Origin of the sequence: Streptomyces sp. NPDC058335 (assembly GCF_042723915.1) — a bacterium.
Classification (GTDB): domain Bacteria; phylum Actinomycetota; class Actinomycetes; order Streptomycetales; family Streptomycetaceae; genus Streptomyces.
Genome location: NZ_JBHXHX010000004.1, coordinates 123,319 through 146,682, shown reverse-complemented (window position 1 = coordinate 146,682; position 23,364 = coordinate 123,319). Strand labels below are relative to the sequence as shown.

Here is a 23,364-nt window from a genome sequence, read left to right as displayed (position 1 = left end):
GTTCCCGGCCCGTCGGCACGCCGCCCCCGGGCCCTGTCCCTTCATGCCGTCCGCCGCCACCCGTGCAGCAGCTCCCGCAGACCGGCGGCCTGCGGGAGAACCGCGTACGCCCGGTCGAGCAGGTCACCGCGCTCGGCGGCGTCACCCGCCTGGTCCGCGAGTCGCTTCAGCGAGCGGGACAGCAGCGCGCTCGCATCCCGCGGTGTGTCCGCCCGCCCGAAGCGCTCACCGGCCGGGAAGCGCGGCCCCCACCCGTCGGGCGGACGGCAGGCGAAGGCGTTCTCGCGGACCTCGGCGACCAGCCGGTCCCATGTCCCGCCGCCGGACAGGTGCTCCTCGAGCAGGGTCAGCCGCCGGTCCGCGTCGGCCAGCTCGTCCACCGTGGGCCCGGTGGCGTCCAGCCGGCCGGCGAGCACGCGGATCGCCGCGACGCGCGCGGCGTCGTAGTGCCGTGAGGTCGTCGGCACTTCGTCGAGGACCGCGACGGCCCGTGCCCGGTCCCCGTGGCGCAGATGGAGCCGGGCGAGCCCGAAGGCCGCGCTGCCCTGGGTCCGGTCCCGCCGCCACACGGCCTCGTAGTACGCCTCGGTCTGGCGTTCCGCGGCGGAGAGGTGCTCCGCGCAGAAACCGAGCGCGAGCTTCGGCGCCGACTCCCCGGGCAGCGAGGCGTAGACGGCGGCGAACTCGCCCTCGGCCTCCTGGACCTGGCCGCCCGTCAGCCACCGCAGGCCCCGGTGCCAGTAGATCCGCCAGTCGTAGGCACCGCTCTGCCGGCCGGCCCTGTCGAGCCACCGCCCGGCCCGGTCCGTGTCCCCCGTGTCGAGGTAGGCGCGGCAGAGCCACAACGAGGTCTCGACCGTGTCGAGTTGCGGGTCCCGTTCGGCCCGTTCCGCGATGCGCTCGGGGCTGCCGGACACGAGACCGCCGAGCAGTACGGCGGCCGCGTCGTGCGGGTCGGGGATCGGCACGGGCAGGGCCCGCGCGGTGTCCCCGGGATCCGGCGCCCCGACCGGTAGCTCCGGCACCCCGGGGCCCGACCGCCCGGTCCAGTGCTCCAGCGACGGCACCGTGCCGAGCGTCGCGCCGAAGAGGGCCGCCGTCGGCTCGAACCGGGTGGAGCGCTCCGGGTACGGCTCGTGCCCGCTGAGCGCCTGGTGCTCGCGCAGCACCTCCCACAGCTGGCGGGACATCTCGGCCGCGGAGGTGAACCGGGCCGCCCATTCGGCGTGGGTGGCGCGTCTGATCAGCGCGTCGAACGAGCGGGCGGCGAGCCCGGCGGGCGGCTCGGCGCGGGCGGCGAGGGTCTCCAGGGTCTTGCCGACGGTGTACAGGTCGGTGTCGATGTGGAAACCGCGTTCGTCGCGTTCCGACTTCGCCGGCGCGTAACCCGACGTGTAGACGAGGCTGGAGGTGCGGTCGTCGGTCCGCCGGATGGCTCCGAGGTCGATCACCTTGATGTCGCGCCCGTAGTGGATGACGTTGTCGGGCTTCATGTCGCAGTACAGCAGCCCCTGGGCGTGCAGGTACTCCAGGGCACCGAGGATCTTGCAGCCGTAGGTGATCACATGGCCGATGCCGAAGGAGCCGCCGAACAGGTGGGCCAGTTCCTCGTCGGAGGCGCGCCGGATCCAGTCGAGCGAGCGGCCGCCCACGTACTCCATGACGATGTACCCGGTGGGTTCCGCCTCGCCGGGCTCCTGGTGCTGGACGTACGTCACGATGCGCACGATGTCCCGGTGGTGGAGCGTGGTGAGCGAGCGGCGCTCCTCGACGGCCGACCGCCGGGCGACGGCGTCACCGGTGTTGATCAGCCCTTTGAGGACGACGTGCAGGTCAGGCACCCTGGTGTCCTCCGCCAGGTAGACCCAGCCGATGCCGCCCACCGCGAGGTAGCCGAGTACCCGGTAGTGCCCGCCGACGCGGTCGCCGGGGTTCAGCCGAGGCTCGAAGGAGTACTCCCGGCCGCACTGGGGGCAGTAGCCGTGGGTGAGGGCGGGGCCGCCGGCGTAGGTGACGCCGATGGTGCCGGCGCAGTTGTCGACGCCGCAGCGTCGGCCCCCGGTGGGTGGGCTGGCGGTGGTGGGCGCGGCCTCGCTCGGGTCGGGGGAGGGGATGTACGGCAGGATCAGCAGGCCGTCGTTGTCGAGTGCGTCGGCGACCGGCCCGGCGGGCCGGCGCGCGGGCGCCTCGGGTACGGCGGCGGGCCGCGCCGGGGCCACGCGGGCCCTCTCGGGTGGCCGGCGGTGACAGGTGTCGCAGAAGCCGGTCACCATGATGGCGCCGCCCGTGCAGTCGGGTCTCGGGCACGGCGCCGACGGGGATGTCATGACGCGGAGGCACCTCCCTGTCCCTGCCGAGGAGGGGCCCCGCGGTCCACGTGGCGGGTGTAGGCCTCCACGGCGGCCTCGGCGGCCTTCACGTCGCACGGCCTGGCCTGCAACAGTTCGTGCGCGCGGAGCCGGAGAGCGTCCAGAGCCAGGTCCTCCTCCTTGCCGTGTACGGCGTCGAGGTGCAGGACGTGGTAGCCGCGCAGCCTGCCGTCGAGTTCCTCCCGCCGCTCGAGGAGCCGGTCGAGTGTGCCGATGGCCGTGGTCATGCGTGCGGCCACCCGGTCGGCGAGCCGCTCGTAGCGGACCAGGTCCGGGCTCGGGCCGCCGCCGTCCTGCGCGAGTCTGAGCGTCGCCAGTGCGGCATGGGCTCTCACCAGGTCCGCGTCGGCGGGCCGGACGCCTTCGGCCCGTACGGCCGCCAGCCGCCGGTGCAGGGTCTGCGCGAGGGGTCCGGTGATCTGTTCCAGCCGCTCGACGAGGCGTGCGCGACGTTCCCGTTCGGGCTCGACGACCAGTTCGTGCCGGGCCCGGTGGTAGGTGGCGTCGGCGGTGCGGAAGACCAGCAGCAGGCGGTTGCCCTTGGCCCGCAGGGTCTTGAGGAGTTCCAGGAGAGCCGGCGGGTCGGCTGCCTCGTCCACCCCGACGACGACCACGGTGAGGGTGACGTCCGCGGCCCTGATCCGTTCGGCCACCGGGTCGGCCGGATGCTGCCACAGCCCCATGCGCTCGGCGATCCGCTCCCCGATCCGGGCGGAGGTGAGCCCCGCCGCGTCCACGGCCAGGTCGTGACCGCCGGCCGAGGGGACGGTGCCGGGCGGATCGAGGGAAGCCCGGTTCACGGAGGCCGCGGTGCGTAACTCCCGGTCGGCCAGGGTGATGGCGCGCCGCAGGGTGGCGGCCCGCACCGTGTCGCCGACGGGCACGAGGCTGATCTTCACCTGCTGTCCGTCGTCCTGGAGCCAGTCGGTGAGGCGCTGGGCGAACGGCTCGTCGAGCAGGGCCTCGGCCGCGTCCTTCCGTGTGGACCGGAGCCGGTCGTCGACGGCTGTCCTTCCCCGCGTCCACCGGTCGACCTCGGGGAGGTGCCGGACGATGGTCTCGGCCGGGCTCATGAAGGAGAACAGGTTCCCGTGCCGGTCCCCGATCCCGCTGAGGACCATCCCGATGACCTTCCCGGTCAACGTGTCCATCACGCCCGAGCCGCTGCATCCCGCGCTGGCGAGTTCGCCGGGGCTCGTCGGGCTCAACTGGACCTGCCCGTCGCGACCGCAGCCACCGACGATGACGGCCCGGAACCAGATGCCGCCGTTGTGGTCGTAGGGGAAGCCGTACATCTGCACCGCGCGGTCGGTCGCGGAGAGCCGGTGCAGCAGTGTCGTTTCACCGGGGGGCCTCGGACGCTCGAGCCGCAGCAGTGCCACATCACCGCTCGGATCTCCGTCGGCGTCCCGGGTGTTCGGCACGTAGGCGTCCCCGTCGACCCACGCCGTCACCGAGGGCACCGCGAGACCGGGCGCTGCTCCGACGAACTCCGCGGTGAACCGCGCGTCCCTGTCCGCGACCACGTGCGCACAGGTGAGAACCCGGTCCGGGCTCAGCAGAATGCCGGCGCCCGCGATCTTCCCGTCCGCCCGCCGGATGCGCACAGCCCAGCAAGGCGTCCCCAGTGACGAACCATCATCGACACCCCCGTCGGCCGCCATACCAGAACTATACGAGCGCTTGGTCCTGCCGCATACTGTGGCGACAGGAGATCAACGAGCTTACGGGGGATGCGAGTTGACGGACGGACCGGGGTTCGTGGGGCTGACCGAGGTGATCCGTCAGATCCGGGGCGAACTGGAGCGGGCCCGTGACGAGGCGCAGGGCCGAGCCCTGGGATTCACCGTGGAGAAGGTGAGCCTGACGTTCACGGTGCAGGTCCACCAGTCCGGAACAGCCCGCGGCGGAGTGCGCATCGGCGTGGTGACGGCCGAACTGGGCGGATCCGTAGACCGCCAGACGACCCATCAGGTACAGGTCGAACTGAAGCCGGAGACGAGCACGGGAGGACGGGTCTCGGTCAGCCGGAACGAGGACCATGCGTCCCCGGAGCCGGACGACGGGAGCAGCCGCTAGGACCGTGTCCTGTGTGGTGACGCCGCTGCTGGTGAGGGCGTGGGTGGGGCGCGGAGACTTCAGGGCGGCGCGTTCCTGCGGTCAGCCGTTCCGCCCTGCCTGCGCGATCCCGCCCAGCGACTGCCGGCACCTGGTGGAGGGAGCCCAGGGCGCCGACACCGCGGCAGCACGAGCAGGCGGCACCCGGGCGGGGTGACGACGTCTGGGTTTCCGACTTGCGTCACCGGCGTCTGTGCCTGCCCCGGCGTGTGACGCCGCGTCGGTCCCCGCCTGGGGCGAGGGCGCGCACAGGCGGCCGCCTGGCCCCGCCGCGGGCTCAGATCCACGTGTCGAGCCACATCCTGGCGCGCCAGTCGCCCTGCGGGATCGTCTGCCCGGTGTAGAGCGGGAAGAAATGGGTGAAGTTCCAGGCGTTGAGCAGGACAAGCACCCCCGCTGCCACCGCACCACGTATGCGGCGCTCGTCAGCCGCCCCCGGCGGACCCAGCAGCGCTCCGAGCATCATGGTCACGGCCGGGCTCAGGTACGGCACGAAGACGACCGCGTAGAAGGAGAAGACCGTCCCGGTCCTGGTACAGGAACCAAGGCGGATGACCGGCACCCACCGCACACAGGATGGCGCCGGCGCGCCAGTCGCGGCGCAGCGCCCATCGGTGGAGCAGGTACACGAGTGCGCAGCATGCCGACCACCACGGCAGCGGTGTCCCCAGGGCGAGGATCGCCTGCGAACAGTCGGCGGTCGCATGGCAGCCGTCCGTGCCGGGTTTCGGCGACTCGTAACGGAACAACACCGGGCGGCCGAGGAATGGCCAACACCAGGGACTGGACTCGTACGTGTGGGGCGCACCGCGCGGCCTGTCCCAGGGGAGAGACCTCAGACCCGCTCGAGGGGCCGGTGCGGCCCGCTGGGAAGCTCCGCCTCGACGGCGTCGCCCGGACGCACCACGCCGCCCTCCTTCACGATGCTCATGATTCCGGCCTTGCGCACGATGTTCCCGGCCTCGTCGCGGCCGACGACCTGCTTCAGCAGCCTTCCTGGAAGTTGTCGATCTGCAGGCAGGGATTGCGCAGCCCGGTCACCTCCAGCTCTGCCTCGCCGATGCGCAGCAGCGTGCCGACCGGCAGGCCGAGCAAATCGATGCCGCGGGTGGTGATGTTCTCGCCGAGGTCACCGGGCGCCACCGCGAATCCGGCCGCACCGACCTCGGCGAAGAGTTCCTCCTGGACGAGGTGGACCTGGCGCAGGTTCGGCTGGGTGGGGTCCTGAGCGATCCGCGAGCGGTGCTTGACGGTCACTCCGGCATGGACGTCACCCTCCACACCGAGCCCGGCGAGCAGCGTGATGCTCTCCCGGTTCGGCTTGGTGAACGCATACGCGCCGTTGCTGCTGACCGCCGTAACCATCCCGCTCATCCTCGGAGCTCCCCTCGATTGACGATGATCAGTCACGACCCTAACCGTTCGACACGGCCGGCGTTCAGGTCCACGTGCCTGCCGGTGAAGCGGTGACGCATGCGGCGGTCGTGGGTGACGACGACGACCGCGCCTCGGTAGGCGGCCAGGGCTCCTTCCAGTTCCTCGACCAGAGCGGGGGAGAGATGGTTGGTGGGTTCGTCCAGCAGCAGCAGGTCGACGGGTTCGCCGACCAGGCGGGCCAGCTCGATCCGGCGCCGTTGCCCGTAGGACAGCTCGCTCACTTTCAGTCGCAGGTCGGCGGGGCTGAACAGGCCGAGGGACAGGAGTTGGTCGGTGTGCTCGTCCAGGTCGCCCCCGCGGCCGTGGGCGAACGCTTGCGGGACCGACAGACCGGGCGGCCAGGGTGTCTCCTCCTGCCTCAGGTGCCCGACTCGGCCTCGCGTGCGTACTGTCCCCCCGTCGGGCGGCAGTTCACCCGCCAGCACCCGCATCAGCGTCGTCTTGCCCGCCCCGTTGGGCCCGGTGACCAACAGCCGCTCCTCGCCGCCGATCCGCAGCGACGGCACGTACAGCCGGTCACCGACACGTATGCCGGTGAGTTCCGCCGCGGCCTGCGACGTGTCACCGTCGCCGGTGGCCAGCCGAGGGGCGAACACCAGCGGATCGGGCGGCGGCGCGACAGGATGGTCCGTCAGCCGTTCGACACGCTCCTTCGCGTTGCGGATACGGCCTGCCGCCCCGTGACCACGGCTGCGGGTACGGAAGCCGCCGTGGCCGAAGACGGCGATCGGCAGCTTGCGCGGGATCGCCTCCAGCCGGGCCACGTTCGTGACGGCCAGCCTCTGATTGCGTGCCAGCTCGGTGCACCAGTCCGTGTACTCCTGCATACGGCGCCGCCGCCCAGCGGCCTTGGCGGCGAGGTAGCCGTCGTAGCCGTCGCCGTAACGCGCGACCTTGCCCTCGCCGACCTCCAGGATCGTGGTGGTGACCCGTTCCAGGAACACCCGGTCGTGGGTGACCGCGAGCACCGTGCCGCGATGCGCCCGCAGGTGTGCTTCCAGCCATCCCACCGCCTGGTCGTCGAGATCGTTGGTCGGCTCGTCCAGCAGGAGCAACTCCGGCCGGGACGCCAGGGTCGCGGCCAGCGCCAGCCGTGACCGCTCACCGCCCGACAGCGTGCCCAGGATCCTGTCCCGCGCCAGGCCCGGCAGGCCGAGTCCGTGCAGGGCGATGTCCACTCGGGCGTCGGCTTCATAGCCGGCGCGCGCCTCGTACCGGGCGACCAGTCGGGCGTACGAGTCCAACGCGGCTGTGAGCCGCGCCCCCGACGAGCCCACGAGTCCGGCTTCGGCCTGACGCATCCGCGCTTCGAGATCACGCAGACCGGCAAGGGCCGCATCCACCGCGTCCTGGACGGTGGCCTCGGGCGGCAGGGCCAACGACTGGGCGAGATAGCCCAGTCCGCCCGGCGCGCTCACGGTCAGCTCGCCGTTGTCGGGCCGGTCCTGCCCGGCGATCAGCCGCAGCAGGGTGGACTTTCCGGCTCCGTTGTCACCGATGATGCCGGCCCGCTCGCCGGGCTTGATGCTGAAGGACACCTCGTCCAGCACGACGTGGTCGTCGTAGCGGCGGGTGACGTTCTGAAGAGTTAGCTGTGCAGCAGGCACGGGGTCCCCTGTTCTCGGCCGGGCCGATCGGCACGGGTGGACGGACGCATCCGCGCACGCCGGAAACACTCCGCGGCACGTCGGAAGGCCGACATCGCGAGAGGAGCGGAAGCACGGATGAGAACGCGCGACTACGGAGCCGAACTCAACGCAGTCGCACGGGGACTGTCACAGGGAACCCATGCGCAGCACCGTAGAGGGCATCGACGCACACCGGCAAGCGATTTCCCCGGGGAGGCGGCAAGGGGTCCGTCCCAAGAGGTTCGGCGGGGGCGCTGCGACCAGTAGGCCGTCGAGCCGGTCAGCGCGGTGTCGTCGTCGGGCCAGTGAACGTCCGACCAGCAGTCGAGGGTGTCCCAGCCGTGGAAGCGGGCGTTGGCGTACGGGGCGAAGCTCTCGTCCAGCCACGGTGAGGAGTACCCGTCGTCGCCGACGATGGCGTACCACCACTGGTTGTGCCACCTCGTGGACGACGGCGCTGCCCTCCTCGGTGGTGCCGAGGAGAACGAGACCGGGGTACTCCGTGCCGCCGCCGAACCCGCTGGTCATCACGAGGTCGACCCCGCGTACGGATAGCGGCCGAACCCCCGGCCGAACCGGTCGATCGCGGTGACGGCGTCCGTGCGGTGAGGCGCACGCCCGCGGCAGGGGTGCCGGGCGTCCAGTACGACGTCACGCGCACGCCCCCGGGTGTGGTGTCCGTCGCCGTGCGGAAAGGTCCCGCGGCCCAGGCGGAGTCCCGCGTCGGCGAGGAAACTCCTGTGCGCCGACTCGCACACCTCTGCGATCATCCCCGAATGGCGCACAGTCTCGAATCGCTGGTCATCCGGCACACCCACCGCCTCTCCACCCCCAAGGGCTCCGCCGGGGAAGGGGCCACCGCCGCGCGGCAGTTCGACGCGGCGCTGACCTCCGTGGGATTCAAACTCTCGGCGGAACTGCTGGAGCGGCTGTCGGGGCTGTCCGAGGCCGCGGTCGTGCACACCGCCAGGCGGACGCTGCGCACCGTGAGCGAAATGGTGGGCGACCACGTCCGGCACAACGCGTACTTCATCGACTTTCCGGCGAACGTGCCGGACACCGAAGAGTTCTGGATGCGGTGTGTGACGAAGGCGCTCGGCGACGACGCGTCGCGTGAGAACGTGCTGACGCAGCTGGCACACGGAGTGCTGGACCTGCTCAGCCTCCCCACGTACGGCCGCTACCAGCACACCTACGAGGAGATGCTCGCGGCGCAGGACGAGCTGATCGCCTCGGCGGGCGACCGGGTGACCGTCCTGCACCTCGGACGGGACCTGGACGACGAACTCACCGACCTCTACCTGGCTTTGGCGGGCAGCACGACGCCGCTGGGCGAGGAGCACCTGCGCGATCTCAAGACCCTCGCCGAGCGGTGCGCGTCCGGCCCCCAGCCGGAGTCGATCCCGGTCCGGGAGAACCGGGCGGTCGTCAACGAAGCCCGCCTCGCGGCGGGCGCGGACCTCCTGCTGGACACCGTCACCGATGTGCTGCGGCTGGCCTGCGCGCTGTCGGGCGGCGACGTGACGCTGCAGGAACCGACCCGGTTCCGGGCACTCTCGCGGCCGGCCCGCCGCGCACTGCTCGCGGGCCTCGACACCGTGGTCGCGGCGAACCCCGCCAAGCTGGCCGACGTACACGCGCACCGCGAACCGTTCAAGCGCCTCGGTGAGCGTCTGCATCCGCACGAGTACCCGCGCTGGCCGCACGCCGCCGACGTGTTCGCCGTAGCGCGGGGCGAGAAGGAGGCCCGGTCCTTCGACAGCCGGGTGGAGAAGCTGCTCGACGAGTACGACGTCCTCGGCGCGGTGCGGCTGCTGGCGTCCGCTCCCGGCAAGCTGTTCCGAGCCCTGGACCTCCTGCTGCGTATCGCCGCCGACCAGGACGAACGCGACGCGGTGGTGGCCGCCGCGGTACGCGTCGCTCCCGAGGTCTCCGGCCGGGTCGTCCTGTCGGTCCGCGAGCATTTCCAGAACCGGGAACGGGCGACCGCCGAACCCCGGATCTTCGTCAACCGCCGGGGCCGCGGCTGGGTCACCCCGGACGCCCGGCCGCCCGTCCCCGCCGCCGACCGCGATCGTCTGATCGCCGCCCTCGACACCGAACTGCGCCGCAGGCTCCCCGTACCGGACCGGCTGCTGCTCGGCCCCGACGTCCTCGACGTGGCGCTCCCGCTCAGCGGCCGGGCGACCGCGGCCGGGCTCGGCGTGCTGCCGCGGGGTTCGGTCTCGGCCGTCGACGGCGAACAACTGCGCTTCTTCGTGTACTGGAAGGAGACGGAGGACCGGACCGACTACGACCTCTCGGCGCTGCTTCTCCACGCCGACTACAGCACCGACTCCTGGCTCTCCTACACCTCCCTCAAAGCTGTCGGAGGCACGCACTCGGGCGATGTCACCGAGGCTCCCGACGGAGCCTCGGAATTCATCAACCTGTCCCTGGACCGCGTACGCAGCACCTTCATCGTTCCGCAGGTCAACATCTTCGCCGGCGAGGGCTTCGAGGAGGTCGAGGAGTCGTTCTTCGGCTTCATGCTGCGCGACGGTGAGCAGAAGGGCCGGCCGTTCGAGCCGCGCACGGTGCGGATGAAGTCGGAGCTTCGCGGGGCGGGCCGAGTGGCCCTGCCGCTGGTGTTCCGGCGCGAGGACGACGGCCGGTGGCGCGCGAAGTGGCTGCACCTGTATCTGAAGGGCATCTCGTCGGCCAACCGGGTCGAGGAGAACCAGGTGTCGGTGTCCAAGGTGGTGCGCGCCCTCGTCGAGCGCGAGCATCTGACGGTGCGGTACCTGATCGACCTGATGTCCGGCGACACCACGGCCGTGGATCTGTGGGACGGCGGGCCGGTCCCGGACGAGCCCGTGACGTACATCGGTCTCGAACGACCCGAGGGACTGCACCCGGACTCCCGGGTCATCACCCTCGAAAATCTGCGCGACTTGATCCCCGGCTGAGTGCTAGCGTGGTCCGCGGCGAGGCCATGAAGGGGCTTCCTTCTCAACTCCTTTCCTGAAACAAGTTCCTTCGCTTTCCTCGCCAACGACATCGCTCCGGGCGGTGCCCGCGCTCACCGCGCGAGCACCGCCCGAGCCGTTTTCGGTGGCCTGTCCGCGTGGCCCGCCCCGGCCGAAGCGCCCGGCGTGCCCCAGTGGCTGGTGGCTCAGACGGCTGGGTGGACGCGCACGGGCAGGGATGCCCAGGAGCGCAGGGTGTTGTTGGGGTGGCGGCGCGGTGTGCCGGTGAGTTCGATCCGGTCGACGCGGTGGGCCAGGGCGGTCAGCAGGGCCTCGGCCTCCAGACGGGCGACGTGCTGGCCGACGCACTGGTGGATGCCCATACCGAAGCCGACGTGGCCGGAGGGGTCGCGGGTGAGGTCGAAGCGGTCCGGGTCGTTCCAGCGGGCGGGGTCACGATTGGCGGCCCCGAGGAGCATCAGAATTTTCGTGCCTTCGGGGATGACGGTGCCGGCGATCGTCACATCGGTGGTGGTGGTCCGGAAGAAGGTCTGCACCGGTGACTGCCAGCGCACCGCCTCGTCGAAGGCGGCCCGCGCCGACTCGGGCCGCTCCCGCAGCCGTTGCCACTGCTCGGGGTGGGTGGCGAACGCGTACAGGCAGGCGGCCAGTCCGTGCACCGTGGTGTCGACGCCGGCCGTGAGGAGGGAGCGGACCACGAGCGGTGCCTGCGCGTGTGTGAGGTCACCGCGGTCGGCGGCGGCCCAGATCCGCGCCCCGAATCCGTCCTCGGCCAGTGCCTCGCGGACGCACTGGGCGTTCACCCACGCCGACAGGCCTGCCACCCGGTGGGCATCGGCCTTCACCAGCTCGTTGACAGGTCCGAAGGCGTTGAAGGCCATGTTGCCGTACGGCAGGAGGTTCTCCCGGCCGTCTGGGCCGAGGCCCACGGCGTCGGGGAAGACCCGCAACGGGAAGGCACTCGCCAGCGCGGTGAAGGCGTCGAACTCCGTTCCACTGCTGAGGACGCTGTCGACCGTCTCCTCCGCCGCCGCGTGCCACGTCTCGCGCAGGCGGCGCAGCGCGGGCGGGGCGAGGATCTCCCGCAGCACCCGGCGCGGGGCGTCGTGCCGGGGCGGATCGGCCTCCAGCAACAAGCTCGGCGGACGCCACGGTTCTTCGTGCCGGAAGTCGGCCAACCCCACCCCGGCCCCGGACTCGAAGCGCTGCCAGTCCACCAGCACGGCGTGCACCTCCTCGTAGCGGGCCAGGGCGTGGACGTCGTAGCGGGAGAGGTACACCACGGGCCCGGCGGTCCGCAGCATGTGGTGGAGTTCCTCCGGCTGCTCGAGGACGGGGGGTGAGAAGGGGTCGGCGTCGCAGACGGGCACTGCCGCGGCTTGCTCGGCGGTTGCGGACATGGCGGCTCCTGGGCACGGCTCGAGTACGGGGGTGGATCAGACGTCTCAAGGGACGGACGGCGCGGAGGGTCCGGAGATCTCAGAGGTCGAGGACCAGGCGGTCGCCGCACGAGCGGGACACGCACAGGAACATGCAGTCGTTTGCCGCCCTTTGGTGACCGGTGAGGATCGAGTCGCGGTGGTCCGGCAGGCCCTGAAGGACCGGGGTGAGGCAGGTGCCGCAGGTGCCCTGCTCGCAGGAGGAGAGCACCTGCGCCCCCGCTCGGCGTACCGCATCGAGTACCGAGACGTCCGGGGTGACCGTGACGGTGCGACCCGTGCGCCGCAGGTCGACCTCGAAGGGGGTGTCACGCACCGGTGCGGCCTGGTCGGCCGCGGTGAACCGCTCGGTGCGCAGCGAGTACCGCGGCCAGCCGGAGCAGTCGGCCTCCACAGCGGCGAGGAGCGGAGCGGGACCGCAGCAGTAGACCCTGGTGCCCGGCCGGGGCGTTCCGAGCCAGGAGGCGAGGTCGAGCGGTCCGTACTCGTCCTGCGGCACGATGCGCACCCGCTCGCCGTAGGCGGCCGACAGTTCCTCGTGGAAGGCCATGGCCGCCCGGCTCCGCCCGCCGTACAGCAACTGCCATTCCAAGCCGAGGAGGTCGGCCTGATGCATCATCGGCAGCAGCGGTGTGATGCCGATACCGCCCGCGATGAACAGGTACCTCTCCGACGGCACCAGCGGGAAGTGGTTGCGCGGCCCGCCGACCCCGACCCGGTCGCCCGCGCGCAGGACGTCGTGCACGTAGGCGGAGCCACCGTGCCCCTGCGGCTCACGCAGCACAGCGATCCGGTACGTGTACGCGTCCCATCGGTTCCCGCACAGCGAGTAGTGCCGGACCGTCCCCTCGGGCAGTACAAGTTCGACGTGGGAGCCGGGTGTCCAGTCCGCCAGCCGCGCACCCGTCGGATGGACGAGGGTCAACGCGACCACTCCCTCGGCCACGTCCTCCTTGGCGGAGACCTCCAACGTCACGACCACTGTGTCGCCTCCCGTCACTGGGTTGCAGGAAGGATGCGCGCGGGCATCCGCGAGGCGCCACGGCACTCTCATTCAGTGAGAGACAAAGTGGCGAGCCTTCAGCCGGGCAGGCCGCGGGCCCCCCGAGCCGCGAGGGCCCGGGAGATGCCGCGGGCGGCGGTCCGCACCACCGGTACGACGGAAACGGCCCCGGCGTCGTTGGGCACGATCACCGACAGGGCGGCCACCACGTCACCCCGGACATCGCGCACCGGGGCCGCGATGCCGAGGGCGTCCTCGTGGAAGTATCCGGGGCAGTAGGCGTACCCCTGCTGCCGGACGGCGGCAAGGGTGGACCGCAGTACGGTGGCCGTGGTGATGGTGTGGCGCGTGTGGGCGGGAAGCGGCCCGGCGAGGATGCGTTCCTGCAACTCGGCGGGTCCATGGGCGAGCAGCACCAGGCCGCTGGAGGACACGTGCAGCGGTAGCCGGCCCGCGATGCGGGTGTAGTTGATGATGGCTCCCGGTTCCGTGAGCCGTTCCAGGAACAGCACCTCGTCGCCCTCCGGCACACCGATCTGGACGTGGTGCCCCACCACGTCGTGCACGCCCTCCATGAACGGCATCGCCGCATCCCGCAGCGACAGGGTGGGCGAGGCCCGCGTCCCCAACTCCCACAGTCGTACGCCGATCCGCACCCGGCGGTCCGCGTCCCGCGCGAGGAACCCGTGCGAGACCAACTCGGTCACCAGCCGCGAAGCGGTCGCCAGGTGCAGCCCCGTACGCCGAGAGATCTGCGAGACGGTCAGAGCCGGCTCCTCCGGCGTGAACGCCTCGAAGATCCGCACCGCCCGTGACAGGACGGATTCACCTGTACGTGTCCTCACAACGACATGATCGGCCCACTGACAGCGCAGGTCGAGCGTCGGGACCGGAGCACCGACCGAGCCGGCCGTGCAGACGGCGGCGGTCGACCGCCGGCCTTCGACGGGACCGCCCACCAGGACGGAACGTCGTCGAACGGTGCCGTGGCCTTTCCCAACGTGACCGCACGGCGTCGGTCGTCTCGATCGGCTGCCGTGATCCGGTCCTGGGCCATCGACGGCGCGGTGCTGTAGCGCTCGGTGACCTGCGCGGTGGCCGAGCCGGGCTCGCCCGAGGACTCCGGTCGAGCGAAGCGCCCACGGCGTGAATCCCGAGGTGGGCCGCAACGAGGAACACTACGGTTGCCCGGGTGACGACGCACAGCCCGAACGCCCAGGTGCTCATCGCCGACATTCCTGGCCTTGCTCCATTCGCCCGTAAGGCCACACTGCTGCGCCCGACCGCAGGCGCCCCCGGGCTGCACGACAGCTCGGTGGCGGGTCCGATGTTGTGGCCCGCTGCCGAGGCGTGGCCGATGTGCCGGGGGCCACACCTGGCCGAGGGGCGAGACCGGCTCACCGACACCGACCGGGAGACGATGCAGCGGATCGATCGCGACATGCGCGCCCGCCGCGCCGGGAAGTCGCCTGCGGCATGGGAGATCACCGAGGAAGAGGCCGACATCCAGTCCCGGATCATGGACGGCGCCGGCGCACTGGACATGATCACGTGGGAGCGGGTCCGTCGCGTGCCGGTCTCCTCCGTCGACGGGGTGCCGATGGTGGCCGTGCTGCAACTCCACGCTCGGGACGTACCGGCGGCCGTGTGGCCAGAGGGGATGGATGTCCTGCAGGTGCTGTGGTGTCCGAAGGACCACAGCGGCCTTCCGGGGCAGCCGCACTATGGGGGGCCCGCGGTTGAGATGCGCCACCGCTCGGCCGCGACGGTGACGGCTGTGCTGGTTCCGCCCGTGTCCGACGACGCCGACACGCGCTACGTTCCCCGGCCCTGTGTACTCGGCCCGGTAGAGGTGACCGATCTTCCGGACCGCGACGAACTGCCCGAGGATCTCGTCGACGCACAGGACGCCTGGGCGGATCGGCAGGGGATCGAGTTGCATCGAAGCCCTGCCTGCCATGAAGGATGGAAGGTCGGGGGCTGGCCGAGCTGGCATTCCACGGACCTGGTGCCGGTCGACTGTTCCTGTGGTGCGACGGCACGGCTGTTCCTCACGGTGGACAGCGGTGGCGACGCGGGCGTGAACGTTGGCCGGTTCGGCGAACTCCGGGTCTTCACCTGCCCAGTGGATGCGACGCACCCCCTCCGCCTGAACATCCAGTAGCCAGTAGCCAGTAGCCAGTAGCCAGTAGCCAGTAGCCGGAGGGCGCCACACCATGGTCCGAAGCGGGTGCGCGCGGGCGCTGACTCTCGACGACGCGTTCGACCCGGTGCACCACGACAGTCGCCCGTACGCCTACGACCGGCCGCCGCACCTGGTGGGTCATCGTCGCTTCGGAGGGGGGCGCGGCAAAGGGCCAGGTGAAGGGGCGCACGCGTGTGTCGCTGACAGTTGTGTCCCGTAACCTCGTGCATGCAGACGTCAGTTGCCGTAGGTATCCACACTCAGGAGGCGATGGTGTTCGGAAAGGGTACGCCGTTGCTCGCGGGCGCCGTGATCGTTGCCTGCGTGGTGCTCGTCGGCCCCAGTGCACCGGGCGATGCCCTCTTCGTCAGGTCGCTGCCCGCCGATGCCGTGAGCGAGGTCGTACCGAACCGGGTCATGACGTGGAACATCTGCAACCCCTGCGAGACGAGCAACGTTGACCGGGCAGCGGAGATCGCCAGGTACGCGCCCCAGGTCGTCGGCCTGCAGGAAGCCTGCGTGCGCGACGTCGAGAGGATCCGGGATCATCTGGAGAGCCTCTACGGGCTGGCTTACCACGTCGAGTACGGGAGCGTACTTCGGAACTGGGGCCGTTGCGGGGGAGCGCCGTGGAGTCCGGGTGCCTACGGCCAGGCCGTACTCTCGGCAGCGCCGATGACAGACCGCGTCACCGTGGAATACCCCGACGGCGGATCCGAGGACCGTGGGTACATGGCAGTCACCACGATGGTGGGCGGCCGGTCCGTCCGGGTGTTCAACACCCACCTCGCCGAACGACGTCAGGAAGCGGTCCGGGCGGAGCAGACCGGCGTACTCGCCGCAGAAGTCGCCCGGCACGACCGCGCCATCGTTCTCGGCGACTTCAACGCGGTGCCGGACGCCGCCGAACTCGCTCCGATGTGGGCACTGGCCGCGGATGCAGACCCCCAGTGCCATCCGGCGCCCGCCGGAACCTGCAAGACGACCACCGATTGGCAGAGCAAGTTCGACTACGTCTTCCTGCGAGGCATCACCCCGCTCAACCACCACGTGCAAGCCACCCCGTACTCGGACCACGACACGCTGCACGCCGACCTGGACTGAACACCACGTCCCCGGCCCAGGTGGGAGATCGTCACCCACCCCGAACTCCGGAGCCACCCGCAGATCGGCTCCCGGCGTCGGCTGCGTGATCCGTACTCTGTGGTTTCTCGTTCCGGGGATGGCAGGACGCCAAGAAGGTGATGGCCGCGAGCGCCGAGGACGTCGACAGGGACGACGGTCAGAACGGGCAGCTCACTGTCAACGATGCCGAAGTGCCAGGGCATGCGGCTGTCGCCGCGGCGAAGGTACTGGACCGTGAGGGTCTGGATCGCGACGGCAGCCACATCCTCGATGACACCGTGGCAGCAGTCGGCGACGACACAGGCGCCGAGAGCCACGCGGGTCCTACTGCAGTGATGCGCAATTCGAGACGATGATCGGTTGAGACGCCACTGCGCCTATGGCGCGACCTTCGACTGCGGCCCGACTCGGAAAGCGGTTCAGAGACCAGCGCGGGTGAACGTCATGTGCGTGACTCCGCTGGGCGAGGAGGTGGTCTCGACGTCGTAGTCCTTCTCGAGGCCCTCCAGTCCGTCCCAGAGGCGTACGCCTCTGCCGAGCAGGATCGGGACCACCACGATGTGCATGTGGTCGATGAGCCGGGCGGCGAGGAAGTCGCGAATGGTGGTGGGCCCTCCGCCGATGCGTACGTCCTTGCCGCCCGCGGCCTCGCGGGCCGTCCGGAGCGCCTCGGCAGGCGAAGCGTCGAGGAAGTGGAACGTCGTGCCGCCCTCCATCTCGACCGAGGGGCGGGGGTGATGGGTGAGGACGAAGGCCGGTGTGTGGAAGGGCGGGTTGGGACCCCACCACCCCTTCCACTCCGGGTCCTCGTGCCATCCGGGGTGGCCGAACTTGCCGGCACCCATGATCTCCGCGCCGATCCCGGGCGTGAACTGCCGCACGTAGGCGTCGTCGAGGCCGCCGGTCCCGCCGGGCCGGGCGGTCATCTCGTGCCACCACCGGGTGGCGAACATCCACTCGTGCAGCCTTTCCCCCGCGTGGCCGAACGGGGCGTCATGGCTCTGACCCTCACCGGTGGCGAAACCGTCGAGCGAGATGGAGAAGTTGTGGACGCGGGCGAGTGACATGGCGGGCGACTCCTTTCCTCCTGCTGGCCGAGCTTCGTCGGATCCACTCGGTCGTGCGCCAATGATCGCTGCCATGGGGACTCCGTCCCTAGGGCCCCTGAGTCGAGGCGTGTCGGCAGCGTACGGCGAGGGCGGCGATGTCGTCGTCCAGCCTTCCGCCGCCGTAGCGGAGCAAGTCCCGGTGGAGCTGGTCCAGTAGCTCACGGGGCGGGGCCGCGCTGTGTCGCTGCATCCAGCCGGGCAGGGGGAAGAACTCGCCGGTGCGGTCGCGGGTTTCCGTGACGCCGTCGGTGTAGAGCAGCATCTGATCGTCGGGGGCGAAGGCGACCGTGTCGACGTGGTAGTGGTCGCCGAGGAGTGCCGCGAGGTTGAGGGGCGTGGAGGCGTGGCTGGGCTCGAGCACGTGGATCTGCCCGCTCCGCACGAACACCGGTGGTGGATGCCCGCAGTTGAGGATCTTGACGTGTCCGCTGCCGTGCGGAATCTCGGCGATCAGGGCGGTGGCGAAGTGCTCTGGTTGATCGTCGGCGGGGATCGCGACGCTGTAACGGGTCATGGTGATCTGCAGACGGCGGATGAGACCCTGCAGGTCCGGCTGGTCGTAGGCGTTCTCTCTGAAGCAGTTGGTCACCGCCGCGGCCGCGCCCACCGCTGACAGGCCTTTGCCGCGTACGTCGCCGATGAGCAGGCGGACTCCGTACGGCGTGTCGGCCGCCTCGTAGAAGTCGCCTCCGATCCGGGCCTGCTCCTGGGCCGCCCGATAGAGCGATGCGATATCGACGTCCTGGATACGGCGTGGCAGCGGGCGCAGCAGCACCTTCTGGGCTGCGTCCGCGACGAGCCGGACCTGGAAGAGCATCTCCTCCCGCTGGAGTCGGAGATGGCTCGCGTACGCGGCCGCGAGGGTGACCGCGGCGATCGCGGCAGCCGTGTAGGGCGTCCCCAGATCGGAGTGGAAGAAGCTGACGCCGACCATGACCAGCAGGCAGAACGCTCCCAGCAGGACCGTCGGGAGTACGGGCCACATCGCGGCCGCGAGGGCGGGTGCTGCGGGCAGGAGGCGGCTGAAGGCGATCTCCCTCGGAGTGGAGAACGCCAGGCCGGCGATGAGGACGGTGACCAGCACCGGTGACAGCAGCACGGCCTGCCGCTGGCCACCGTGGTGGCGGTGGCGGCGCCGGTGCTGTCCTGATCTGATCACAAAATGGATCTTATCGGGATGAAGTGCGTGACGATGGGGTCCGCCACTCGACGACCGCCACTCGCCGGCCGGCGGTCGTCGGTACGGCCGCTGATCGCCGCTGTGAACGTCAGCGGCCGGTCGGGCCGAGTCGCTGGTGGCGGCGGGGAAGAGGAGCCGTACGGCGACGACGGCAGGCCTCCTGAGTCGTCGCCCGCCGCGCACAGGCTCTGTGCTGGGTAAATTCGGGTGACTGGCAAGGACGTCGCTTCCTACCATCGGTCGTTGCGCATCCCGTCCTCGCGTCCCTGATCGGCCACCGCATGAAATCCTTGATCCCTGGCGTGCTGCGTGATGAGCCGCAGTTCGCCCGCCTGTTCGCCGGGCAGTCCCTGTCCGTGCTGGGGGACCGGGTGTCGTTCGTGGCCGTGCCCTTCGCGGTGCTCTCGGTGGGCGGGTCCGCCTCCGATGTCGGGCTCGTGGCCGCCGCGGGGTTGCTGCCCATGCTGCTGTTCACCCTGGTGGGCGGGGTCTGGGCGGACCGCTTCCGGCGGCATCGCATCATGCTGGTCTCCGACGTGGTGCGGTTCGCTGCCCAGGGGCTCATTGCCGTGCTGCTGCTGACCGGCGTTGCCGAGGTTTCGCATCTCGTCCTGCTGATGATCGTGTTTGGCACGGCGGACGCGTTCTTCATGCCCGCTGCCACGGGGCTGGTGCCGCTGGTGGTCGCGCCGGGTCGGCTGCGCGAGGCGAATGCGCTGAGGGGCTTCGTCCTCTCGTCCGGGCTGGTGCTCGGTCCGGCCCTGGCCGGTGGACTGGTCGCACTGGCCGGCCCCGGCGGCGCCCTCGCCCTGGACGCCCTGACCTTCGCGGTGAGTGCCGCGTTCCTGGCTCGGCTGAAACCCCGCGAGACGGTACCGGAGGCAGCGAAGGGCACTGCCGCGGGGACGTTCCTCGGGGACCTGCGCGACGGCTGGGTGCAGGTGCGCAGCCGGACATGGGTGTGGTCGGCCATGGGTGCCATGGCGGTCTACCACGTCGTCGTGCTGCCGTCGGTGTACGTGCTGGGACCTGTCCTCGCCGAAGAGGAGTGGGGCGGTGCCGCGAGCTGGTCGGTGGTGGTCGCGGCCTTCGGTATCGGCTCCATCGTCGGAGACGTATGCGCCTACCGGCTCAAGATCGCACGTCCCATGGCTCTGGCCGCCGCGGCGCTCACCGTGGCCTCCTGCCAGGCGGTCATCATCGGAGCCGGCAGCTCGCTCGCCATGATCGCGGCCCTCGAAGCGGTCACCGGCGTCGCCGTCTCCCTCTTCTTCGTCCTGTGGGAGACCGCGCTGCAGACGCACATACCCCAGGCCGCCCTGTCCCGCGTGAGTTCGTACGACTACCTGCTGTCGGCGGGACTCATGCCGCTCGGCCTGGCGGTCGTCGGCCCGGTGTCCGAGTCCCTTGGCGTACGGCCCACCCTGTACGCCATGACGGTCGTCGCGGTCCCCGCCGCCCTGGCGCTGCTGTGCGTCCCCGCCGTAAGGGGCCTCACGGCGCATGCCGCGGGCACTGCGAGCGGCACCGGTGGTGTCCAGGCTGCTCCAGTGGCCGGCCCGTCCTGAGGTCGGACCAGCCGGTACGCCGCTCGTGACATGCGATGCCGCCGATCCCTGGCGGGCGGCGGGTGCATCCGGGTGCCCTCGTCGGACATTGCGCTTCGAGTGAATGGATATCTGTACTCGTGAGGTGAGAGTTTTGCCGACCATGCAGTGAGAGATTTTGTCGCGACGGGCGGAGTGGAATTGCTCAACGAGCACAGGCCGTTCCAGCGTGCTACTGTCTATCTCAGTTGCAGTTGTGGTTCCCAAAACTTCAAGTGCCCTCACTCGGTTCCTACGGGTGGGAGCACTTTTGTATGCCGGTTGTTTCCGTGCGGGGTAATCATCGCGGCGACACGGCGTCCGCGCAGTGCGGATTCCGATGTATTGCCCCAAAGGAGATATGACATGGCTGCTGGTACCGTGAAGTGGTTCAACGCGGAAAAGGGCTTCGGCTTCATCGAGCAGGACGGTGGCGGCCCGGACGTGTTCGCCCACTACTCGAACATTGCCGCGCAGGGCTTCCGTGAGCTGCTCGAGGGCCAGAAGGTTACCTTCGACATCGCGCAGGGCCAGAAGGGCCCGACGGCCGAGAACATCGTTCCGGCCTGACGCTGACGCACACTCTGTAGCTGGGGCCCGCATCCTTCGGGGTGCGGGCCCCAGCTGCACGCGTCTCCCGCGACGGTTCACCCGTGGGACGACTCGGCGGAATCAGGGGTCCCACCCTCCGGGACTTCTCCCTCCCGGATGCGGACGCATCCCGAGGCGCTGAACCGCGGTCGACTCCCTGATTCAACGCCCCCATTCCAGCATCTGAGCCCGCGTGCATTTTCCGCCGGCCGGATTTGCTCTCTTTTACCATCGGTCCATACCTGTGATTCTCCATGCGCTCATCGCTGCGGGAATTCCTTGATATGCGCCGCATCGAGGAAGGTTCCGCATGAACCGCACAGGTACGAACGACCGCTCGGCCCGCACTCGTCACGGCAGTTCCGGCGCCGGAAACCGCGGCAGCCGCTTCGACTCGCAGGCACCGCGCCGTTCCGGCGGTTACGGCCGCCGGCCCGCCGCGGTGCAGGGCGAGTTCGCGCTCCCCAAGACGATCACCCCCGCGCTGCCCGCCGTCGAGGGGTTCGCCGATCTCGCCATGCCCGAGCAGCTACTGGCCGAACTCGGCAAGCAGGGCGTGACCGCACCGTTCCCGATCCAGGGCGCGACGCTGCCGAACTCCCTGGCGGGCCGTGACGTCCTGGGCCGCGGACGCACCGGTTCCGGCAAGACCCTCGCCTTCGGCCTCGCCCTGCTCGCCCGCACCGCCGGACAGCGTGCCGAGCCCCGCCAGCCGTTGGGGCTGATCCTCGTACCGACGCGGGAACTGGCGCAGCAGGTGACCGACGCGCTCACTCCGTACGCCCGCTCGGTCAGGCTGCGGCTGGCCACGGTCGTGGGCGGGATGTCGATCGGCAAGCAGGCCGGCGCGCTGCGAGGCGGGGCCGAGATCGTCGTCGCGACCCCGGGCCGGCTCAAGGACCTCATCGACCGGGGCGACTGCCGGCTGAACCACGTGGGCATCACGGTGCTGGACGAGGCCGACCAGATGGCCGACATGGGGTTCATGCCGCAGGTCACCGCGCTGCTCGACCAGGTGCGTCCGGAAGGGCAGCGGATGCTGTTCTCGGCCACCTTGGACCGAAACGTCGACCTGCTCGTGCGCCGCTACCTGACCGACCCGGTCGTGCACTCGGTCGACCCGTCGGCCGGTGCGGTCACGACGATGGAGCACCACGTCCTGCACGTCCACGGCGCCGACAAGCACGCCGCCACGACCGAGATCGCCGCCCGCGAGGGCCGCGTGATCATGTTCCTGGACACCAAGCACGCCGTCGACCGGCTCACCCAGGACCTGCTCAACAGTGGCGTCCGCGCCGCCGCGCTGCACGGCGGCAAGTCGCAGCCGCAGCGCACCCGCACGCTGGCCCAGTTCAAGACGGGGCACGTCAGCGTGCTGGTGGCCACCAATGTCGCGGCGCGCGGCATCCACGTCGACAACCTCGACCTCGTCGTCAACGTCGATCCGCCGACCGACCACAAGGACTACCTCCACCGCGGAGGCCGTACGGCCCGCGCCGGCGAGTCCGGCAGCGTCGTCACCCTCGTCACACCCAGCCAGCGCCGCGGCATGGTCCGCCTCATGTCGGACGCGGGAATCCAGCCGCAGACCACCCAGGTCCGCTCGGGCGACGAGGCCCTGAGCCGGATCACCGGCGCCCAGGCCCCCTCCGGCATCCCGGTCGTCATCACCGCACCGGTGGCCGAACGCCCCAAGCGCGGTGCCTCCTCCCGAGGCCGGCGCCGCCCCTCCTCGGCGACCGGGCGCGCGCCCGTACGCCAGCCCGTCCGCGGCGCGGCGGCCTGAACCTCCCTGATCAGGAAGCTGACCCATCTCTGCAGGAGGCACCTTTTGACGCTGGTTCAGACACAGCCCCACCCGGCGAGTGCCAACGCCTCGCGGGGGACGGTGGTCGAGGTCATGGACGCGGCCGAACCCCAGGTCTGGGACGACATGAGTGTCGAGGTGGCACTTGCCGTCATGGCCGCCGCACGCACGGGCCGGCTGGTCGTCTGCGACCAGGACGGCCAGCGCACCGGCCTGGTCACCCAGGCCGAACTCACGGCCGTCCGCGACGGCTGCGCCTACACGGACCGCGTGCGTCTGCGCGACATCCTGGGCGACCACGGTGTCCTCACCTCAGCCGTGACCACGGTGGCCGAGGCCGAGCATGCGATGTGCGCCCGTCGACTCGGTGCCCTGCCGGTGGTCGAGGAGCAAGGCAGCGCACCGGGCGTCCTCGCCCTCTCCCGCTGAACCGCCTCACCTCTCGGACCGTTCTCCCTTCTTCTCTGTGAGGCCCCATGCGCTGCGTCATCGCCCGCTTCCCCTTCGAACTCACCAAGAGCGGTGTGCTGGAATCGATGAAGGGCATCAAGCCCGAGGCGAGCACCGGCGAATCCGTGATCATCGGCCGCCGCCATTACCCCGTCAAGCAGGTCGGGCAGGTCATCACCCGCCAGGACCGCCGTGACTTCAGCGCCGCCGAAGTCCTCCGAGCCATGGCTCGGCTCGGCTTCACGTGCCGGACCGTCCCCGCGGCCGCACCCGTATCCATCCCCAGCTCGCTCCAGCAGGCTTCCGCGATGCTGGGCACCCCGGTATCCGTCTGACCGTGGGAACAGACACGAGCTGACACCTGAACC

At 70.6% G+C, this 23,364-nt stretch carries 18 protein-coding genes and 3 pseudogenes; 10 read left to right on the top strand and 11 right to left on the bottom strand.

Going from position 1 to position 23,364, the window contains the following annotated elements; all coding sequences use genetic code 11:
• Positions 1 to 41: 41 nt before the first annotated feature.
• Entirely contained in the window at positions 42 to 2,327 is a 2,286-nt protein-coding gene (locus tag ACFWJX_RS08675; RefSeq protein ID WP_383238847.1) for a tetratricopeptide repeat protein, read from the bottom strand.
• Positions 2,324 to 4,033, bottom strand: a complete 1,710-nt coding sequence (locus ACFWJX_RS08670; RefSeq protein WP_383238844.1) for a trypsin-like serine peptidase — start codon at positions 4,031 to 4,033, stop codon at positions 2,324 to 2,326. Before ACFWJX_RS08670 ends, ACFWJX_RS08675 begins: the two co-directional genes overlap by 4 nt.
• 76 nt (positions 4,034 to 4,109) lie before the next feature.
• Here ACFWJX_RS08670 and ACFWJX_RS08665 point away from each other — a divergent pair, with 76 nt between their 5' ends.
• Positions 4,110 to 4,448 (top strand): trypco2 family protein, encoded by a 339-nt coding sequence (locus ACFWJX_RS08665; protein WP_383238841.1) that lies wholly within the window; start codon positions 4,110 to 4,112, stop codon positions 4,446 to 4,448.
• Positions 4,449 to 4,764: 316 nt separating this feature from the next.
• On the opposite strand, the pseudogene ACFWJX_RS08660 reads toward ACFWJX_RS08665, so the two are convergent.
• The 4 genes and pseudogenes from ACFWJX_RS08660 to ACFWJX_RS08645 form a co-directional block, all read right to left on the bottom strand.
• Positions 4,765 to 5,293, bottom strand: a pseudogene (locus ACFWJX_RS08660) (phospholipid carrier-dependent glycosyltransferase); the annotation flags it as partial.
• A gap of 29 nt (positions 5,294 to 5,322) precedes the next feature.
• A pseudogene (locus ACFWJX_RS08655) lies at positions 5,323 to 5,861 on the bottom strand (MOSC domain-containing protein).
• Positions 5,862 to 5,893: 32 nt separating this feature from the next.
• Positions 5,894 to 7,531: a TlrC/CarA/OleB/SrmB family ABC-F type ribosomal protection protein gene (locus ACFWJX_RS08650; protein WP_383238838.1), complete on the bottom strand. Its 1,638-nt coding sequence runs from the start codon at positions 7,529 to 7,531 to the stop codon at positions 5,894 to 5,896.
• Between the two features lie 275 nt (positions 7,532 to 7,806).
• A pseudogene (locus tag ACFWJX_RS08645) lies at positions 7,807 to 8,273 on the bottom strand (M1 family peptidase); the annotation flags it as partial.
• A 55-nt stretch (positions 8,274 to 8,328) separates the two neighbouring features.
• Here ACFWJX_RS08645 and ACFWJX_RS08640 point away from each other — a divergent pair.
• On the top strand, positions 8,329 to 10,500 hold the full coding sequence (locus tag ACFWJX_RS08640) for a TerD family protein (RefSeq protein WP_383238835.1): 2,172 nt from the start codon (positions 8,329 to 8,331) through the stop codon (positions 10,498 to 10,500).
• Between the two features lie 206 nt (positions 10,501 to 10,706).
• Here the strand turns inward: ACFWJX_RS08640 and ACFWJX_RS08635 are convergent, their stop codons facing one another.
• The 3 genes from ACFWJX_RS08635 to ACFWJX_RS08625 form a co-directional block, all read right to left on the bottom strand.
• Entirely contained in the window at positions 10,707 to 11,921 is a 1,215-nt protein-coding gene (locus tag ACFWJX_RS08635; protein WP_383238832.1) for a cytochrome P450, read from the bottom strand.
• A gap of 79 nt (positions 11,922 to 12,000) precedes the next feature.
• Complete coding sequence (locus tag ACFWJX_RS08630; RefSeq protein ID WP_383238829.1) at positions 12,001 to 12,936, bottom strand: PDR/VanB family oxidoreductase; 936 nt, start codon at positions 12,934 to 12,936, stop codon at positions 12,001 to 12,003.
• Positions 12,937 to 13,040: 104 nt separating this feature from the next.
• On the bottom strand, positions 13,041 to 13,808 hold the full coding sequence (locus tag ACFWJX_RS08625) for an IclR family transcriptional regulator (RefSeq protein WP_383238826.1): 768 nt from the start codon (positions 13,806 to 13,808) through the stop codon (positions 13,041 to 13,043).
• Between the two features lie 347 nt (positions 13,809 to 14,155).
• Here ACFWJX_RS08625 and ACFWJX_RS08620 point away from each other — a divergent pair, with 347 nt between their 5' ends.
• The 3 genes from ACFWJX_RS08620 (at position 14,156) to ACFWJX_RS08610 (ending at position 16,629) form a co-directional block, all read left to right on the top strand.
• Positions 14,156 to 15,127 carry a hypothetical protein gene (locus tag ACFWJX_RS08620; RefSeq protein WP_383238823.1) on the top strand — a complete coding sequence of 324 codons (972 nt, stop codon included), beginning with the start codon at positions 14,156 to 14,158 and terminating at the stop codon, positions 15,125 to 15,127.
• A 249-nt stretch (positions 15,128 to 15,376) separates the two neighbouring features.
• Positions 15,377 to 16,252 (top strand): endonuclease/exonuclease/phosphatase family protein, encoded by an 876-nt coding sequence (locus ACFWJX_RS08615; protein WP_383238820.1) that lies wholly within the window; start codon positions 15,377 to 15,379, stop codon positions 16,250 to 16,252.
• Positions 16,253 to 16,392: 140 nt separating this feature from the next.
• Positions 16,393 to 16,629, top strand: coding sequence for a hypothetical protein (locus ACFWJX_RS08610; protein WP_383238817.1), 237 nt, complete (start codon positions 16,393 to 16,395; stop codon positions 16,627 to 16,629).
• A 63-nt stretch (positions 16,630 to 16,692) separates the two neighbouring features.
• On the opposite strand, the gene ACFWJX_RS08605 is transcribed toward ACFWJX_RS08610, so the two are convergent.
• Together ACFWJX_RS08605 and ACFWJX_RS08600 are read right to left on the bottom strand one after the other, a co-directional pair.
• Positions 16,693 to 17,340: a dihydrofolate reductase family protein gene (locus tag ACFWJX_RS08605; RefSeq protein ID WP_383238814.1), complete on the bottom strand. Its 648-nt coding sequence runs from the start codon at positions 17,338 to 17,340 to the stop codon at positions 16,693 to 16,695.
• An 88-nt stretch (positions 17,341 to 17,428) separates the two neighbouring features.
• Positions 17,429 to 18,541, bottom strand: coding sequence for a PP2C family protein-serine/threonine phosphatase (locus tag ACFWJX_RS08600; RefSeq protein WP_383238811.1), 1,113 nt, complete (start codon positions 18,539 to 18,541; stop codon positions 17,429 to 17,431).
• A 323-nt stretch (positions 18,542 to 18,864) separates the two neighbouring features.
• Here ACFWJX_RS08600 and ACFWJX_RS08595 point away from each other — a divergent pair, with 323 nt between their 5' ends.
• The 5 genes from ACFWJX_RS08595 to ACFWJX_RS08575 all read left to right on the top strand — a co-directional run bounded on the left by ACFWJX_RS08595 (position 18,865) and on the right by ACFWJX_RS08575 (position 23,331).
• Complete coding sequence (locus ACFWJX_RS08595; RefSeq protein ID WP_383238809.1) at positions 18,865 to 20,130, top strand: MFS transporter; 1,266 nt, start codon at positions 18,865 to 18,867, stop codon at positions 20,128 to 20,130.
• A gap of 384 nt (positions 20,131 to 20,514) precedes the next feature.
• Positions 20,515 to 20,718 carry a cold-shock protein gene (locus ACFWJX_RS08590; RefSeq protein WP_045556499.1) on the top strand — a complete coding sequence of 68 codons (204 nt, stop codon included), beginning with the start codon at positions 20,515 to 20,517 and terminating at the stop codon, positions 20,716 to 20,718.
• A 331-nt stretch (positions 20,719 to 21,049) separates the two neighbouring features.
• Positions 21,050 to 22,525 (top strand): DEAD/DEAH box helicase, encoded by a 1,476-nt coding sequence (locus ACFWJX_RS08585; RefSeq protein WP_383238806.1) that lies wholly within the window; start codon positions 21,050 to 21,052, stop codon positions 22,523 to 22,525.
• Between the two features lie 45 nt (positions 22,526 to 22,570).
• Positions 22,571 to 22,975, top strand: a complete 405-nt coding sequence (locus ACFWJX_RS08580) for a CBS domain-containing protein (RefSeq protein WP_383238803.1) — start codon at positions 22,571 to 22,573, stop codon at positions 22,973 to 22,975.
• A 47-nt stretch (positions 22,976 to 23,022) separates the two neighbouring features.
• Positions 23,023 to 23,331, top strand: a complete 309-nt coding sequence (locus ACFWJX_RS08575; RefSeq protein ID WP_383238800.1) for an SCO5918 family protein — start codon at positions 23,023 to 23,025, stop codon at positions 23,329 to 23,331.
• Positions 23,332 to 23,364 lie beyond the last annotated feature (33 nt).